We start from the raw sequence: 15,565 nt of genomic DNA on the forward strand, positions 1-15,565 counted from the left end.
CGATAAATTCTCAGCTTTTATCCGGCATCGCGGCGCCGGGTAAGTCTAATATTGTCCATGTCGGGGGTCGACCAATTCGACACAATGGCGAGTCATGACCCCACGGCATAACCGGCCGGAAGGAGATCTCGCCGGAAGAAGGTAATGACGATGACCGAGAATTCGCGCCGAATCACCGCATTACGATTACTCGCCGAGGTCGCCCTGGTGGCCGCCGCGGCAGCTGTTCCGGTAATGGCGGCCTCTCCCGCCATCGCCGCCGCAGCGCCAGGTCCCGAAGTCGCACGCACCGACCACCACGGCGGCTATGGTCCGGGCCACGGCAACGGCAATAGCTGGGGCAATGGGTATGGCGGCGGTAATGGCTACGGGTACGGCGGTAATAGCTACGGCAACGGATATGGCTACGGCGGCAACGATTATGGCGGCAACGGGTACGGCTACGGCGGAAATAGCTACGGCGACGGGTACGGCGGCGACGGGTACGGCGGTGATGGTTACGGCGGCAACGGCTTGTTCGGCAGCAGCTGACCGAACGGCGTGACCCGCCCGTGACAGGCGGGGCGACCGCCGTACTCCCGGCACTCCCCGGCCGCGCAGACGCTACAGTGCCAGAAAATCGACGATCGACGAGAGCAGCGGATGCGCGAATCACAGCTGATGGCCAATGACGCGGCCTTCTACTATCTGGCGCGGTCGGGGCGGGCGACCGACTGGCCGATGTGGTGGGTGTTCGACAGTGGCGATGCCCCGGCGCCGACCGGTGCGCAGGTCACGGCGTACTTCGGTGCGCGTGCGGCGGCGCTGGAGCCGCTGCGGCGGCGCGTCCACGAGGCGCCGGGCGGGCTCACGCACCCGTTCTGGGGTATCGATGACAGCTCGATCGAGAGTCATATCGTCACGCACCCCGAGGGTCTGGACTGGGCCGCGTGCCAGGACCGGATGGCGCAGGTGCTGACCGAACCGCTGGACGCGCGGATATGCGCCTGGCGCCTGCACGTCTTCCCCGGGGTAACCGGCATCGAGACGCTGACCGGGGCCGGCACCGTCGTGATGGTGCACACCAGCCATGCGCTGATGGCGGGCCCGTCGATGACCTCGCTGGGCGAGGCGCTGTTCGCGGCCGACCCCGCGCCGGTGCGGATCGACGGGCAGCCGGCCGCCGCGCGACGTCCGCGGATGTGGCCCGCCGCCCTGGCCGATGCGGTGCGGATACCTTGGCGCACAGTGCGTTTCATGGCCGGAGCCCGCGCTCTGAACCGGTGGTCCGTACCCGAGGGACAGGACGACTGGCCGGTGATCTCCGCGCGCACCAGGACGGTGCTGAATCAGCGCATCGGCGCGGACCGCGCCCTGCGCACGGTCCCGCTGGAACTCGCGTCGGTGCGCGCCCCCGGCATCACCGTCACCTCGGCCGGATTGACCGCGATATCCCTTGCGCTGCAACGCTATTTCGAGAAGCACACGCTCCCGTGCCCGGAGGACCTCTCGGCCTTCGTCACGATCGCGATCCCCGGTGTGCGGGTGCTGGGGGTCAACCGGATCGGCGCCGACGTGGTGGACCTGCATCCCGGCGAGCCGGACACCGCCGCGCGTGCCCGCGCGGTGGACGCCTCCCTGCGCGCTCGCCGCGGATCGGCCTCGAGTCCGCGCGAACTGGCCCGGCTGGAGCTGATCGACCGCCTGCCCAGCCGCATCTACCGGGCGAAGTTCGGCACGCTGCCGCCCGCGGATCCGGCTCCGCTCGCACCGGCGCATACCATTCTGACAAGTATCAGATGCGATTCGGACACCGCACTGTCGTTGCTGGACAGCCGATTTCGATTCGCCGGCATGCTGCCTCCGGTGTACCCGGACATCGCGCTGGCGCACTCGTTCGTGGGTGCGGGTGAGGTCTTCGCGGTCTCGGTGGCCTGCGATCCGGCGATCGTCACGGATCTGGACGTCTACTGCGACCTGCTGCGGCAGGCCTTCGACGAACTGACCGCCCTCGACTGAGAGCCCCCCGCGGCGGCCGTCGCGAAAACGCTGTGCGCCAAGCCTTTCAGCCGTCGACGCGGTGTCCTGCCTGTGCCAGCGCGTCCTTGGCCTCGCCGAGTCGGTGTTCGGGCACCAGGACCAGGTCCGCGTGGTACGTGGAGGTCACGAAGACCGGGATGCCGGCCTCGCTCAGCGGTCCGACGACCGCCGCGGGCATGGTGGTGTCCCGGCCGTACTTGCCGGGGTCGCCGTACAGGCCGATCCAGACCTCTCCTTCGGCCCACGGCGGCGCATCGCGGACCACGGTCAGGCCCTCCGGCGCCCGCACCAGCGCGATCCACTCGTCGTCCTCGGGAAACGTTGCCCCGGCGACGTATTCGACCGCGAACCGGGAGGGGACGACGTGCAGCCGCTGGACGCTCATCCGGCCATCCTAGGACGCGCCACCGGCGACCGGCCCGCGGGAGGAGGCCCGCCGCGGTGCTCATTCGGCGGGATGAACGACACTGGAATACGCACGGTCCGGCGATCCAACAGCCCGAGGAGGTGCGTGATCATGGTCGACGACGTCGAGAAACGCTGGCACGACCCGGGGATGTACCGGCGGGCGGTCGGGTACTGCGTGGGAGTGCTGATCGTCGCGGCACTGCTGTTCCTGGCGATCGACGAGTGGGCGAGCCGCCGGGAGAGTTGTGCGCAGTCCGCGCGCACCTTCTGCGACGGGGCCTCGCAGGGAGCCATCCTCGGCGGTCCGGGTCTGGTGCTGGTCATCGGCACGCTCGGCGCGTTCGTCACCACCTACCGCATCTGGCGCAGGCACCGCGCCTGGCCCATCTGGCAGGGGGCGGGCTGGTTCCTGATGGTCGTGACGCTCGCCTATCTATCGATCGGCACCGGCAGCGTCATGGGCTGATCGCCAGGGCAGGCTTCGAACCGGCATGGCGGATCGGCGGATTCGCGCGATCCTCCGCGGTCCGAAGGCGGGCCCGGCATGCGCCCGAGCGGAATACGGCGGATCCGCTCTCGCGCGGCCTTCGGCCTGGACCGCCGCCTGCGAGTGTCGGCAGGCTGATCGCGGGGCGGGACGTACCCGTCATCGCTAGCGAACAGGAGTTCCCCATGATTCTCGTGACCGGAGCGACCGGCACCGTGGGACGGGCGGTGGTCGATCATCTGCTGGCCGCGGGCGTGCCGGTGCGCGCGCTGACGCGGCGTCCGCGAACCGCGGCCCTGCCCGAGGACGTGGACGTCGTGCGCGGCGACCCGGCCGATCCGCGCAGTCTCGGCGGGGTCATGGCCGGAGTGGATCGGGTATTCCTGCTGACCGCCGGGCCGGATCTGGCCGAGCACGATGCCAACCTGGCGCGAGCCGCCGCCGACGCCGGGGTCGGCCACATCGTGAAACTGTCCTCGGGCCGCACCGGTGACCCGGCCGCCGACGATCCGATCCCGGCCTGGCATCGCGCCGGGGAACAGGCGGTCCGCGCGAGCGGGGTGGCATGGACCATGTTGCGGCCCTTGGGTTTCATGTCCAACGCCCTGCACTGGGCCACAACGGTGCGAACGCAGAACACGGTGCGCGCGCCGTTCGGGCAGGGGCGGATCGCCGTCATCGATCCCGAGGACATCGCGGCGGTGGCGACCGTGGTGCTCACCGGATCCGGCCACGACGGGCGCGTGCACACCCTCAGCGGCCCGGAACCGCTCTCCCCCGCCGAACAGACCTCGATCCTGGCCGAGGTGCTGGACCGGCCGCTGCGCTTCGAGGAGACCACGCCGTCCCAGGCGCGGGCCGGGCTGCTCGGCGCGGGCCTGGACGACGCGATGGCCGATGCGGTGATGGCGTTGCGCGCCACCGCGCTCGAGGCCTTCACCTCGGTGGTGCATCCCGGCGTCGAGGAGATCACCGGCCGCGCGCCGCGCACCTTCCGGGACTGGGCGCGGGCACACCGGGACGAATTCGCCGCTGCCTGAACGCTTTCGGGCGACGCGGCTACGCGGGGATGCCCATCACCGCACGCGGGCGGACAGCAGAGCAGGGCCGCCGGCGCATATCGTGAATCGGCGGCCCTGTTCCGGCATACTCAGGCGCCCGACGGCTCCCGGCGCCGCACCAGGCTGTTCACCACCGGATATCCGGCGCAGACCAGGACGGTCCACACCACGCCGACGATGATCGCCGTGCGACCGCTGTCGGTGAAGAACAGCAGCACCACGACCAGTCCGAGGAAAGCCAGGGCCAGCACGGTGCTCACCGGCGCACCGGGCAGGCGGTAGTCCGAGGCCGGAAGTTCCCCGCGCCGGACGCGCGCGCGATAAGCCATGTGGCACACCAGGATAACGCCCCACACCACGATGATGCCGATGGTGCTGACCGAGGTGATGTAGGCGAACGCCTGTTTCGGGGAGATCACGTTGACGATCACGCCGATCACCATCGCCGCCGCGGAGACCATGATGCCCGTGTATGGCACCTGCCGACTGCTCAGCGCGCCCAGCCCGCGCGGCGCCTCACCGTGTTGCGCGAGGCTGCGCAGCATACGGCCGGTGGAGTAGATGCCCGAATTGCACGAGGACAGCGCCGCGGTCAGCAGCACGAAATTGATCAGGTCGGCCGCGCCCGGGATGCCGACCTTCTCGAAGACCGCCACGAACGGGCTTGCGCCGGAATGGAAGTTGGTCCAGCTCAGCACCGACATGATGATCACCAGCGCGCCGACGTAGAACAATCCGATCCGCAGCGGCAGGGTGTTGATCGCCTTGCGCAGCGTCTTGCGGGGTTCGCGCGCCTCCCCCGCGGTCACACCCACCAGTTCCACGCCGACGTAGGCGAACACCACGATCTGCAGCGCCAGCAGGGCCTGCCAGGGGCCGTTCGGGAAGACACCGCCCTGGGACCACAGATTCGTCACTGACGGGTTCGGCGCATGACCGAATCCGATGATCAGTACGCCGATGCCAATCACGATCATCGCCAAGATCGCGAAGATCTTGATCGCCGAGAACCAGAACTCACCCTCGCCGAACACCTTGACCGAGATCAGGTTCGCGCCGAAGAGCACGGCCAGAACCACCAGCGCGGTCGCCCACTGCGGCACCGCGAACCAGCGCTGGACGTAGTTCCCGGCGACGGTGATCTCGGCCATGCAGGTGCTCACCCACACCGCCCAGTATGTCCAGCCGGTCACGAATCCCGCGAAGCGCCCGAGGAACTCGTGCGCGTACTCGGCGAAACTGCCCGATACGGGTCGGTAGGTCAGCAACTCCCCCAGCGCCCGCATGATCACGAAGATCGCGATACCCGCCACGAGGTAGCACAGGATCAGCGCCGGCCCGGCCTGCTGGATGGCGCCACCGGCGCCCCAGAACAAGCCGGTGCCGATCGCGCCGCCGATCGCGATCATCTGGACGGTGCGCGGGTTCAGGCCCCGCTTGTAGCCTTCTTCCTCATCCACGGGTTCTGCGGTCACCGTGCCCGGCGCCGCACTCCGGTCCATCGTCATGCGACGAACGTACCGGGCGAGCGTTCAACTCGCAGTACGCCATATCGAATGTTGCACCTCGTGACGAGGCAGCAATCCGTTGGTTCACTCCGTGACACCACACGGTGATCCACTCCACACGACCGTCGATTGCATCCGGAACAGTTGTAGTTTCACAATGCTTGTGTGCCTACAACTGTTGCGGGGTTGAGCGCGCGCGGCAAGACCATCGTGCTGGTGACGTGCTGCCTGAGCCTGCTGATCTCGTCGATGGACTCGACCATCGTCAACGTCGCGATCCCGTCCATCCGCGGCCAGATGCACGCGCCGCTGTCGCGGTTGCAGTGGATCGTGGACATCTACACCCTGACCCTGGCCAGCCTGCTGATGCTCTCGGGCGCGACCGCCGACCGGTGGGGCCGGCGGCGAATGTTCCGCATCGGCCTGAGCATCTTCGCGGCCGGCTCGCTGCTGTGCAGCCTCGCACCCACCATCAATGTGCTGATCGGCGCGCGTTTCGTGCAGGCCATCGGCGGATCGATGCTGAATCCGGTGGCGATGTCCATCATCACCACGGTCTTCACCGACCGGGTCGAGCGAGCCCGCGCCGTCGGCGTCTGGGGTGCGGTGGTCGGCGTGTCCACGGCGCTGGGGCCGATGGTGGGCGGGGTGCTCATCGACGCGCTGGGCTGGCCGTCGGTGTTCTGGATCAACCTGCCGATCTGCGCGGTCGCGCTGGTGCTCACCACGCTGTTCGTGCCGGAATCCAAGGCGTCCAAGGCGCGCGGCATCGACCCGCTCGGGCAGCTGCTGGCCATCGTGGTCATGTTCACGCTGGTCTTCGGGCTCATCGAGCACAAGCCGATCATGCTCGTCAGCACCGCGATCGCCCTGGCCGCGTTCTGCTACGCGGAATGGCGGCATCACACACCGTTCATCGATCTGCGTTTCTTCCGCAGCTTCCCCTTCGCCTCGGCGACGATGATCGCGGTGTGCGCCTTCGCCTGCCTGGGCGCGTTCCTGTTCAGCGCCTCGCTGTATCTGCAAGGCACACGGCATTATTCGGCCGTGCACACGGGTCTGCTGTATCTGCCGATGGCGCTGGGCATGCTGGTGTGCTCACCGCTGTCGGGGCGGTTGGTCGGGCGCTACGGCACGCGGCCGTCGCTGGTGATCGCGGGGACGCTGCTGGCGATCTCCACGATCGCGCTGACCACGCTGCGCGGCGATACGCCGGTGTGGGCACTGATCCCGATGTTCGCCCTGTTCGGCATGGGCTTCGGCACCGTCAACGCCCCGATCACCACCGCCGCGGTCAGCGGTATGCCGCTGGACCAAGCCGGCGCGGCCTCGGCGGTGGCCTCGACCAGCCGCCAGATCGGGGTGAGTCTGGGCGTGGCCTTGTGCGGCCTGTTGGCCGGTGCGAGCCTGTGGTGGGTCCTGGCCGTTCTGGCGGTCGGTGTCATCGTGCTGGGCGTTTCGGCCAGCACCGGCTGGGCCCGGCGCTCCCAGCAGGGGGTCGCCTACCTGCTCGAACAGAAGGTTCCCAGCCATGCCGGATGACGTCCCGACGCCCGACGAGGTGTGGCGGATGCTGCTGCACGTGGTCGGGACCCGCGACAAATGGAAGCGGGCCATCACCGAGCGCACGGGACTGCCGTTCAGCCGGATCAAGATCCTGCGCCAGCTGCGCTGCGGACCGATGACGGTCAAGGAACTCGCCGCCGCGGCCGCGATGGACGCGCCCGCGGCCACGGTCACCGTCAACGATCTCGAGGACCGCGGCCTCGTGCTGCGCTCGGTGGATCCGGCCAACCGGCGCACGAAGGTCGTCTCCATCACCGAACTCGGCAGCGCGGTGGTTGCCGACGCCCTCGCCACGCACGATCCCGCACCGGAAACGATTGCCGCACTGTCGGAATCGGATCTGCGCACCCTGCGCGACCTGTTGCGCAAACTCGACCGCTGAATCCGCGCGCCGGGTCCACAGCAAACCTCGAGCTCGAGCGCTCGCACACCGCCGCAGCGGCGGAATAGGGTGTGCCCCATGACCCCCTTGCAGCAGTACATGGCCGAGGAGATCGCGACCGACCACGCGGACGGCATTCTCGATCGTCGCGAGGCGTTGCGCCGCCTGGGCATGATGGGGCTCGGGGCCGCCGCGGCCTCGGCGCTACTGGCCGCGTGCTCGTCGAATCAGAGTGACAGTCAAGCACATTCGGCCGCTACCTCGCCGGTCACTGCCACCTCGGGCCCGCCCGGCGCGGCGGGCGCGCTCGAATCCAGCGCCGTCACCTTCGCGGGCCCGCAGGGCCGCACCCTGCACGCGGCCTGGGCGCAGGCGAAACAACCGCGTGGCGGCGTGCTGGTGATCCACGAGAACACCGGGCTCACCGATTTCATCCGCTCGGTCACCGGACGTTTCGCGGGTATCGGCTACAGCGCGCTGGCGGTCGACCTGCTGTCCGAAGAGGGCGGCACCGCAACGTTTTCCGAGCCCGCGGCGGCCACCGCGGCGCTGAGCAAGATCCCGCAGGACCGGTTCGTCGCGGATCTACAGGCCGGTGTCCAGGAGCTCGCACGCCGGGTGCCGGACAAGAAGCTGGGCGTGACCGGCTTCTGCTTCGGCGGCGGGCTGACCTGGATGCTGCTCACCGCGGGCACGCCGAACATCGCCGCGGCCACACCGTTCTACGGCCCCTTCCCCGCCGACGGAGATCTGTCCCGGTCCGAGGCCGCGGTGCTGGCGATCTACGGATCCCTCGACGCCCGGGTCGGGGCCACCCGCCCCGCCGCCGAGGCCGCGCTGCGGAAAGCCGGCCTGCCGCACGAGACCTTCATCGCGCAGGGCGCGGACCACGCCTTCTTCAACGACACCGGCCCGCGCTACAACGCAGCCGGGGCCGCGGAGGCGTGGCGGCGCGTCACCGACTGGTACGGGCGCTATCTGGGCTGAGTTCCGGCGCTGTCCGGGTCCAGGCCCGACAGCACGTCGCGGACCAGGCTGTCCACATCGCGGGTGCCGTCGACGGTGCGACCGTACTCCCGCGCGGTCAGCGGCTGCAGGATGGCCAGTTGCGAATCGAGCAACTGCACGTGCATGAAATGCCCGGTGCGCGTGGTCATCCGGCGGACCAGCTCCGCGCGCGGCACGTCCAGGGCGACGAAGTACAGTCCGGGGACGGCGGCCCGGAGACGGTCGCGGTACTCGTGTTTGAGGGCCGAGCAGCTCACCACCGCGCCGTGTTCCCCGCGAGCGGACAGCCAGTCCCCTATCGCGTCGAGCCACGGCAGGCGATCCGCGTCGTCCAGCGGGATGCCGGCCGTCATCTTCGCGATATTGGCCGGCGGATGCAGATCGTCGCCGTCCGCATAGGCCACACCGAGCGCGGTCGCCAGCCGCCGGCCCACCGTCGTCTTCCCGGATCCGGACACGCCCATCACGGCGATACGGGGCTGCGCTGTGGTCATGGGTGTGACGATACGCAGGACACGCGAGCGTCTCGAAGCCGTCCATCCGATGCCGCACCCCGGGGTTCAGACGGAATCGGACATCTCGATTAGGCTCGGTTCGTGGCGCAGGAGAAGACTCCGGAGTGGGCGGCCGACAAGGGTTCCGGCTTCGAATTGGGCACCGACGGGCCGCGCGTGATCATGACCGGCGTGGACGGCACCGAGGCGTCCTGGCGCGCCGCCGCCTATGCCGGGGGCCTGGCCAGACGGCAGAACGCGCTGCTGGCGCTGGTCTACGTGCAGCCGTACATGGCGATGTCCGGGGTGTACGGCGCGGATGTGCAGGGCGCGACCGCGGAGGTCGCCGACGATCTCGCCCGCGAGATCTCCGCACACGCCGAACGGGTCAAGAACGTCTACAACACCCGCTGGAAGTTCTTCACCCGGCGCGGCGACCCGTACACCGGGCTCGCCCAGGCCGCCGACGAACTCAAGGCCGACGCGGTGATCGTCGGGGCGTCGGAGAAGGCCGGGCACCGGTTCATCGGTTCGGTGGCGGTCCGGCTGGTCAAGGCCGGGCGATGGCCGGTGACCGTCGTTCCGTGATCCGGCTCAGATGCGGGTCAGTTCGAACAGCCGGAAAGGGCGTTCGGGGACCATACCCTGCTCCATCGTGTAGCCCGGCCAACGCTCGATCGCACGCTCCCAGGCCCGGTCTCGCTCCGCGCCGCGCAGCCGCCGGACACGCACCTTGAAACGCTCTCCGCGACTGTGGATCTCGGCGTGATCGGCGGCGCACAGATTGGCCGACCACGAAGGATGTTGCGGCCGGCCCCAATTGGAGCCGACCAGCAGGAAGTCATCCGGCCCGTCGGGCACGTACAACAGCGAGACCGTGCGCGGGAGACCGGATTTGCGGCCCAGGACGGTCAGTTCCATGGAGGGCAGACCCGCCACGTCCAGGACGCCGTGCCGGCCCCCGGTGATCCGGCGCACGAGGCGCTCCAGCACGATGATGAATGGGGCGATTCGCATTACCGCCCGACGACGCCCGAGCGTACGGCCTACCGCGGGTAGCGGGTTCCTCAGCACGCGATTCACCGTATCCCTCCGTAAACTCGTGGCGATGTCGCCGAGTGTAACGGGCCGACTGCCCCGCTTATTCCGCCGCGAGCGTGCCTACCGTCATGTGCCCGTGAGGAATTCGCTCATCGCCCCCGCGACGGCGACGGGCTGGTCGATCATGGACAGCACGTAGGCGTCGTCGATTTCGCGCAACCGCCCTTCGGGAAGCAGGCCCGCCAGGCGGGAACCGTGCTCGCGCGGCATGACCTTACCCGCCGAGGACCACAGCACCAGCGCTTGGCCCGCGAAATCGCGCAACGCCTCGGTGGCGGCGATCAGCTCGGCGCGCGGCGGCAGGGATTTTCCGTATTTGCGCAGATCACGGCGGATTTTCGGATCGCGCAGACCCGGCTCGGTCCAGCCATGCACCAGATCGTCGGGCAGCGGGCGGCGCGCCATCCAGCCGAGCATCATCGGCAGCCGCCGCAGCGGGGCGATACGCAGCTGACGCAGCGCCAGTGCCAGCCCGCCGGGCGCGTAGACCGCGATCACGGTCATCTTTCCCGGCAGTCCGGGCGGGAAATTGTCGAATGCCTCACAGGGCATGACGATGAGCCGGGAGACGCGTTCGTCGAGGCCGTATGCGGTCAGGAACAGCCCGCCGCCCCAGTCGGTGTGTACCAGGGTCACCTCGCGCAGATCCAGCGCCTCGAGAAAATCCGCGATCACCTGATTCAGGCCGCGCATGCTCAGATCCGCGTCCGGGCGCATGGGTTCGGGATGGGCGCCGAGCGGCAGCGCCGGGCGGATGTACCGGAAACCCTCCGGCAGCAGCGGCAGCACCCGATCCCACTGGGTGTGGTTCATCAGAACCCCGTGCAGCAGTACCACCGGCGGGCCCTGCCCCTCTTCGACGTAGTGCACCCGGCCCGCTGCGATCTCGACTACCGGCATCCGATCGATCCCTTCGCTAGAACAGTTGCTCTAGAGCATGTGTTCTAGTGTGGTGGTATGGCGGAGAACATGTCAACCAGCACCCGCGAACGCATCCTCACCGCCGCGACCGAGCTGATGCGCCGGCAGGGGTACGGCGCGACCACCGTCAAGGAACTCACCGTCGCGTCCGGTGCGCCGATCGGATCGCTCTACCACCATTTCCCGGAGGGCAAACAGCAGATCGCCGGGGAGGCGCTGCGCACCAGTGGTGCGGCCTACATCCAGCTGCTGCCGCTGCTGATGGATCCGTACGAGGATCTGCGCGAGGCGGTTCCGGCCGCATTCGCCGCCGCGGCAGCGGATATGGCGCAGTCCGGATGGATGAACATGTGCCCGGTCGGCACCGTCGCCGGCGAGATCGCCGACAGTCAGCCCGCGTTGCGCGAGGTGGCCGCGGAGGTCATCGAATCCTGGATCGAGCAGGGCGCCGCCTACCTCGAGGGCCGCGGCCTGCGCCCCGACCCGGCCCGCCGACTGATCCTGGCCATGCTCAGCGCGCTGGAGGGAGCGTTCATCCTCGGTCGCACACTCCGCTCCCCCGAACCACTGCACGCGGCCGGTGAGGCCATGAGCGCGCACCTCGAGATCGCGTTGCGGGACCAGGAGTCCTCCCCCGCCTGAGCGGCCCGGCCGGACGAGTCGAGTCAGCTACCTCCGCAGAGCCGGCGCCGCGCGGCATCCACCACCCAGCCGGGCATTCGACGACTCGAAAACCTCGACGCCCGAGAGCAATTCGCCTGCGCCGACCGCGCACACACGGTCGGCGCCCCACAACGTCGAACTCACCCCGCAGCCAGCACCCGCTGAGCCCGAACCGGAAACAACTACGCCACCGCGAATTCCGCTGACGTGCCGGTGAAACGGGCGCGCTTACCCGCGGCGTCGCGGGAATCGCCGGTGTAGCGGATGCGGTAACGTCCCGTGGGGGTACCGGGTGGGACGGTCCATTGGATGCGGACGATCGACGCGGCGGGTTGCCCGTCCGGGCGCCGCCAGTGCAGTTCCGTGCACCAATCGTTGTCGTCCTGAACTCGTCGCCAGTCGCCGCCGTTCGCGCGCTGGATTTCGAAATAGGTTCCGCCGGTGTGGAAGTCGTTGTTCGGATGCGCACCGCAGAACTCGGCCGCGACGGTCTGTCCCGCGACGCCGTTCGCGGGCTGGGCCAGCACATCGCCGAAGGCATGCCCGGCGACGGGTACGTCCGGCGGTACCGGCGGCAGCAGATTCGGCTGCGGCCCGGAGGTCCAGTCCAGCGGCGCGGGACCCCGGCCGAGGTCGGTGCGCGCGGCCAGAGCCCTGGCCAGCCGGTCGAATTCCTGCATGTAGGCCGGGAGCGTCCAGCGGCCGAACTGGGTCTCGCCGCCCTCGTACTGCTGCGAGACGTACTCCTCGGGTGTGGTCACGTATTGGCTGTAGCCGTTGGCGTACCCCTGCATCAGCACGTTCTCCAGCGGCACGCCGAGCGCGTGGGCGACCAGGCGCCGGATCCGCAGTCCGGCCACGATGGTGTATTCCGCTGGGCCGCAAGCCAATACCAGATCACCGATGCGGATGATCTGAAGCATCAGTACCTGCGGATTCCACGGCCGCGGCGGCAGGATGCCCAGCGGAGCGGCGATCAGTTTGGGCGCCTGCGCATCTCGCATCCACTGCTCGATCGGAGCGTCGAGGCCGCCGAGTGCAGCCACCATCGGATTCGAATCGCCCTCGCTCAGGAACGACAGCTGACTGTTCCAGTTGTCCTCCTCGCTGGTGGCCATGGCCGAGGCGCCCATCATCGCCGGCGCGGTGCGGGCGGGTTTGCCGTCGGGGGTGTAGGAGCCGTCGACGGCGATATCGGCCATGTTCACGTAGTGCGCCACCGCGTCCACACCGCCGCGGCTCATCGGGCGCGCGGAGTCGAAGGCCGCGCGTCCGGCCCGATATTGCCGCTCGCCGATGATCGCGCAGTTGAGCCGGTTGTCCTCGGTCGGCCCGGACGGGTGCATGGGAACGCAGTTCAGATTGGGCGTCATATCCCCCGCGTTGGTCTGGGCGAACGCCGCCAGGAAGCGCGGCTGACCGTCGCCGTGCCGCACCCCCATCTCGTCGTGCTCCCAGCGATAGCTGGCATAGCCCTTGTTGTCGCCGGAGATGAGGGTATTGCGGTCGGTCAGCGAGGTGCCGTGGGTGGCGAACCAGGTGATCGCCCCGACGTCCCGGCCGCCCTGACGCAGCCGCAGCACCGTCACCGCGGGGTCGATCGCATCGGGAAATACGGCCTTGTCCGGCGGCGGATCGAGTTCGAAGGCGACCCGGGAGCGGTTCGCGCTGGCGTCGTGGAGTTCGCCGTGCCCGAGCATGATCGTGCCGGGCGCGAGCCGCTCGTGCGCCCGCACGAGCGCGGTGACGATCCCGTTCACCTCGGCCTCGAACGAGTTCTGTTGAAAGCCGTACGCGGCAAGGGAATACGCGTATTCACAGGCGGTCCCGCCGCAGGAATTGTGGTTGTGCGTGGCGTTGAGGTCGACGTTGCGCTCGGTGTACAGATCGCCGAATCGCGCGGCCAGCCGCCGCAGCACCTCGAGCTGCACCGACTGGAACAGGCACGCGTTGTCGGTGGTGACGAAGGCGATGCGATCCCCGCCGGTCCGGTCCACGACGATGTAGGCACGCGCCCAACATCGCGTGAGCAGCCCGGTGGCGACCTGATCGGCCTCGGAGTAGCCCATCATGCCCTGTCCCGCGGGCGCGCCGGTGATGTCCCCGATTCCACATCCGATCAGGTACCCCTGGCTGTCCGCCCGATGTGGCTGCGCACTCGCGGGATTCGCCGCGGACATACCCGCCGCCACCGCCGCGGCGGCCGTACCGGCCAACACCGATCGACGCGAGACCGTCACCGAGACTCCTTCGTGTCCACACATGCCGTATTCCGTTCGGCGAAGCGTACTGGTCAATTGTCCAGTACGCCAGCCGCCCGGTACATCACCGCGGGAACACGCCGATCGGTCCGGGAAACGCCTCCCCGAAACGCCTTCGCGCACAACGACGAACGCCCGGCCGGATCGGATCGCCGATCTGGCCGGGCGTTCGTCGGCCGGCGCCCGCTCACGGAACACCGGACGCTCGTGCCGGAAGGGGGTCAGACGTTGCCCGCGTACGTGGCCGCACTGCCGAGAATGCCCGCGGCGGCGCTGCCAGTGGCACTGAGTCCGGCGATGATGAGAGCGAGAAGCATGAGAGCGACCTTTCGATTGTCTGGAGACATCCGAAAAGTACAGCCGCGCAAGAGGAGTGACAATGGCCGTTCCCCTTCTCTGCCCGAATTCCAGGCCAACTGACAGGCGGTTCCCAGCAAAGCCGCGATCGGGCGTCGCGCGGGCTCGGCCGTTCTCGGCGGTCAGCGGGAGATCGCTCACCGAGGCACTCGCGTGCGGGGTGTACGCGCCCGGTTCCACCCGCGGGCGCGTAAAGCTTGACCTTCGGGTTACCCGAGGCTTGATGATGACCCGCGTGACCGAATGTGATTTCCAGGACGAGCCGGACGAGTTCGTCACGATCGGGGTGCTGGCCCGCGCGAGTGGGCTCACGGCGACGGCGCTGCGGTTCTACGACGACTGCGGGTTGCTGCCGCCCGCGCGGGTGGATCCTGCCAGCGGATACCGGTACTACACCCCGGGGCAGCGGGAGCGGGCGACGACCATTCGGCGACTGCGGGAGATCGGGATGCCGCTCGATACCGTCGCCGAGGTGCTGGCGGGCGACGCCGAGGCCGGTGCGCGGCTGCTGGACGCACATGTCGCGGGGCTCGAGCAGCGGGCTCGCGAGGCCGCCGCGGCGGTCGAGACCATCAAGGACGCGCTGCGGGCCGAACGGGATCCGCATCTCGTCGTCGTGCGGGGCAACGAATTCGCCGAGGCGATCGAGCAGGTCCGGCCCGCGGCCGCGCGGGACACCGCGATCGCGGTGCTGACCGGAATTCTCGTCGAGGCCGACGCCGACTCGGTGGTACTGATCGCGACCGATCGTTATCGGCTCACCGCCCGGTCCCTGGTTCCGCTGCGCGCCGCGGCGGACCCGTGGTCGCTGGTCGTACCGGCCGGGGACCTCGACGCGCTGACCGCCCGCCTGCGCGAACGGGAACAGGTCCCGCTCTCCTCTTCCGGGACGGATCTCGTGCTCACCGGCACCGAAATCCGTTGTCCGGCAATCACGGAGCCGTTTCCGGACTATCGGCACATGCTCGCCGCACTGCCCCCGGCGCGCACTCGCGTGGTGGTGGACGGCGATCTGCTCCGCGAGGCGGTCGACCAGGCCGGGGCGCGAACCCTGCACTGCGCGATCGATGCCGTCTCGCTGCGAACCTCGACCGCGCCGGACGGACCGGAACGCCGAATCCCCGCGTCCGTCAACGGCATTCGAACCACGCTGGCCTTCGATCCCGCCACCCTGTCCCCCGCGCTGCGCACAGCCGTCGGCCCGGAGATCATGCTCGACATCGCCGCACCGGACCAGCCGGTCGTCATTCGCTCGGCCGCCGCCGGAGATCTCACCACCCTCGCCATGCCCACCCGCGGAAAGGATCATCCGTGACCTCCACAGCCGGA

At 69.0% G+C, this 15,565-nt stretch carries 16 protein-coding genes; 10 read left to right on the plus strand and 6 right to left on the minus strand.

Features of this window, described 5'->3' with window-relative positions:
• Positions 1–150 precede the first annotated feature (150 nt).
• Positions 151–531, plus strand: coding sequence for a hypothetical protein (locus AC5WS7_RS10575; protein ID WP_495954238.1), 381 nt, complete (start codon positions 151–153; stop codon positions 529–531).
• A gap of 111 nt (positions 532–642) precedes the next feature.
• Entirely contained in the window at positions 643–1,998 is a 1,356-nt protein-coding gene (locus AC5WS7_RS10580) for a wax ester/triacylglycerol synthase domain-containing protein (protein WP_495954239.1), read from the plus strand.
• A gap of 46 nt (positions 1,999–2,044) precedes the next feature.
• On the opposite strand, the gene AC5WS7_RS10585 is transcribed toward AC5WS7_RS10580, so the two are convergent.
• On the minus strand, positions 2,045–2,404 hold the full coding sequence (locus AC5WS7_RS10585) for an ACT domain-containing protein (RefSeq protein WP_495954240.1): 360 nt from the start codon (positions 2,402–2,404) through the stop codon (positions 2,045–2,047).
• Between the two features lie 132 nt (positions 2,405–2,536).
• Here AC5WS7_RS10585 and AC5WS7_RS10590 point away from each other — a divergent pair, with 132 nt between their 5' ends.
• Together AC5WS7_RS10590 and AC5WS7_RS10595 are read left to right on the plus strand one after the other, a co-directional pair.
• Positions 2,537–2,893 (plus strand): hypothetical protein, encoded by a 357-nt coding sequence (locus tag AC5WS7_RS10590; RefSeq protein WP_495954241.1) that lies wholly within the window; start codon positions 2,537–2,539, stop codon positions 2,891–2,893.
• Positions 2,894–3,099: 206 nt separating this feature from the next.
• Positions 3,100–3,954, plus strand: a complete 855-nt coding sequence (locus AC5WS7_RS10595) for an NAD(P)H-binding protein (RefSeq protein WP_495954242.1) — start codon at positions 3,100–3,102, stop codon at positions 3,952–3,954.
• A gap of 110 nt (positions 3,955–4,064) precedes the next feature.
• Here the strand turns inward: AC5WS7_RS10595 and AC5WS7_RS10600 are convergent, their stop codons facing one another.
• Positions 4,065–5,483, minus strand: coding sequence for an amino acid permease (locus tag AC5WS7_RS10600; protein ID WP_495954243.1), 1,419 nt, complete (start codon positions 5,481–5,483; stop codon positions 4,065–4,067).
• 165 nt (positions 5,484–5,648) lie between these two features.
• Here AC5WS7_RS10600 and AC5WS7_RS10605 point away from each other — a divergent pair, with 165 nt between their 5' ends.
• The 3 genes from AC5WS7_RS10605 (at position 5,649) to AC5WS7_RS10615 (ending at position 8,418) form a co-directional block, all read left to right on the plus strand.
• Positions 5,649–7,025, plus strand: coding sequence for an MFS transporter (locus AC5WS7_RS10605; protein ID WP_495954244.1), 1,377 nt, complete (start codon positions 5,649–5,651; stop codon positions 7,023–7,025).
• A complete protein-coding gene (locus AC5WS7_RS10610; protein WP_495954245.1) occupies positions 7,015–7,431 on the plus strand; it encodes a MarR family winged helix-turn-helix transcriptional regulator in 417 nt (138 codons plus the stop codon). The genes AC5WS7_RS10605 and AC5WS7_RS10610 overlap by 11 nt, the downstream gene beginning before the upstream one ends.
• A gap of 78 nt (positions 7,432–7,509) precedes the next feature.
• Positions 7,510–8,418: a dienelactone hydrolase family protein gene (locus AC5WS7_RS10615; protein ID WP_495954246.1), complete on the plus strand. Its 909-nt coding sequence runs from the start codon at positions 7,510–7,512 to the stop codon at positions 8,416–8,418.
• Here AC5WS7_RS10615 and AC5WS7_RS10620 read toward each other — a convergent pair.
• Positions 8,406–8,933 carry a gluconokinase gene (locus AC5WS7_RS10620; protein ID WP_495954247.1) on the minus strand — a complete coding sequence of 176 codons (528 nt, stop codon included), beginning with the start codon at positions 8,931–8,933 and terminating at the stop codon, positions 8,406–8,408. The two genes, AC5WS7_RS10615 and AC5WS7_RS10620, sit on opposite strands and share 13 nt — an antisense overlap.
• A gap of 102 nt (positions 8,934–9,035) precedes the next feature.
• Here AC5WS7_RS10620 and AC5WS7_RS10625 point away from each other — a divergent pair, with 102 nt between their 5' ends.
• Positions 9,036–9,521: a universal stress protein gene (locus AC5WS7_RS10625; RefSeq protein ID WP_495954248.1), complete on the plus strand. Its 486-nt coding sequence runs from the start codon at positions 9,036–9,038 to the stop codon at positions 9,519–9,521.
• 6 nt (positions 9,522–9,527) lie between these two features.
• Here AC5WS7_RS10625 and AC5WS7_RS10630 read toward each other — a convergent pair whose 3' ends face one another.
• Both AC5WS7_RS10630 and AC5WS7_RS10635 read right to left on the minus strand, forming a co-directional pair.
• Positions 9,528–9,950, minus strand: coding sequence for a nitroreductase family deazaflavin-dependent oxidoreductase (locus AC5WS7_RS10630; protein ID WP_495954249.1), 423 nt, complete (start codon positions 9,948–9,950; stop codon positions 9,528–9,530).
• A gap of 150 nt (positions 9,951–10,100) precedes the next feature.
• Positions 10,101–10,934, minus strand: coding sequence for an alpha/beta fold hydrolase (locus AC5WS7_RS10635; RefSeq protein ID WP_495954250.1), 834 nt, complete (start codon positions 10,932–10,934; stop codon positions 10,101–10,103).
• 69 nt (positions 10,935–11,003) lie between these two features.
• Here AC5WS7_RS10635 and AC5WS7_RS10640 point away from each other — a divergent pair, with 69 nt between their 5' ends.
• Entirely contained in the window at positions 11,004–11,597 is a 594-nt protein-coding gene (locus AC5WS7_RS10640) for a TetR/AcrR family transcriptional regulator (protein ID WP_495954251.1), read from the plus strand.
• A gap of 203 nt (positions 11,598–11,800) precedes the next feature.
• On the opposite strand, the gene AC5WS7_RS10645 is transcribed toward AC5WS7_RS10640, so the two are convergent.
• Positions 11,801–13,858 carry a neutral/alkaline ceramidase gene (locus tag AC5WS7_RS10645; RefSeq protein ID WP_495954252.1) on the minus strand — a complete coding sequence of 686 codons (2,058 nt, stop codon included), beginning with the start codon at positions 13,856–13,858 and terminating at the stop codon, positions 11,801–11,803.
• 613 nt (positions 13,859–14,471) lie between these two features.
• Between AC5WS7_RS10645 and AC5WS7_RS10650 the strand changes: the two genes are divergently transcribed.
• Positions 14,472–15,551, plus strand: a complete 1,080-nt coding sequence (locus AC5WS7_RS10650; RefSeq protein WP_495954253.1) for a DNA polymerase III subunit beta family protein — start codon at positions 14,472–14,474, stop codon at positions 15,549–15,551.
• The last annotated feature ends 14 nt before the right edge of the window (positions 15,552–15,565 follow it).

Source organism: Nocardia sp. PLKS1-43 (genome assembly GCF_059510335.1).

Excerpts from the sequence above, each read along its gene's own strand:
- AC5WS7_RS10620 (WP_495954247.1), bottom strand. The coding sequence starts at position 8,933 with ATGACCACAGCGCAGCCCCGTATCGCCGTGATGGGCGTGTCCGGATCC.
- AC5WS7_RS10610 (WP_495954245.1), top strand. The coding sequence starts at position 7,015 with ATGCCGGATGACGTCCCGACGCCCGACGAGGTGTGGCGGATGCTGCTG.
- AC5WS7_RS10600 (WP_495954243.1), bottom strand. The coding sequence starts at position 5,483 with ATGACGATGGACCGGAGTGCGGCGCCGGGCACGGTGACCGCAGAACCC.
- AC5WS7_RS10580 (WP_495954239.1), top strand. The coding sequence starts at position 643 with ATGCGCGAATCACAGCTGATGGCCAATGACGCGGCCTTCTACTATCTG.
- AC5WS7_RS10595 (WP_495954242.1), top strand. The coding sequence starts at position 3,100 with ATGATTCTCGTGACCGGAGCGACCGGCACCGTGGGACGGGCGGTGGTC.
- AC5WS7_RS10640 (WP_495954251.1), top strand. The coding sequence starts at position 11,004 with ATGTCAACCAGCACCCGCGAACGCATCCTCACCGCCGCGACCGAGCTG.
- AC5WS7_RS10585 (WP_495954240.1), bottom strand. The coding sequence starts at position 2,404 with ATGAGCGTCCAGCGGCTGCACGTCGTCCCCTCCCGGTTCGCGGTCGAA.
- AC5WS7_RS10575 (WP_495954238.1), top strand. The coding sequence starts at position 151 with ATGACCGAGAATTCGCGCCGAATCACCGCATTACGATTACTCGCCGAG.
- AC5WS7_RS10630 (WP_495954249.1), bottom strand. The coding sequence starts at position 9,950 with ATGCGAATCGCCCCATTCATCATCGTGCTGGAGCGCCTCGTGCGCCGG.
- AC5WS7_RS10590 (WP_495954241.1), top strand. The coding sequence starts at position 2,537 with ATGGTCGACGACGTCGAGAAACGCTGGCACGACCCGGGGATGTACCGG.
- AC5WS7_RS10615 (WP_495954246.1), top strand. The coding sequence starts at position 7,510 with ATGACCCCCTTGCAGCAGTACATGGCCGAGGAGATCGCGACCGACCAC.
- AC5WS7_RS10635 (WP_495954250.1), bottom strand. The coding sequence starts at position 10,934 with ATGCCGGTAGTCGAGATCGCAGCGGGCCGGGTGCACTACGTCGAAGAG.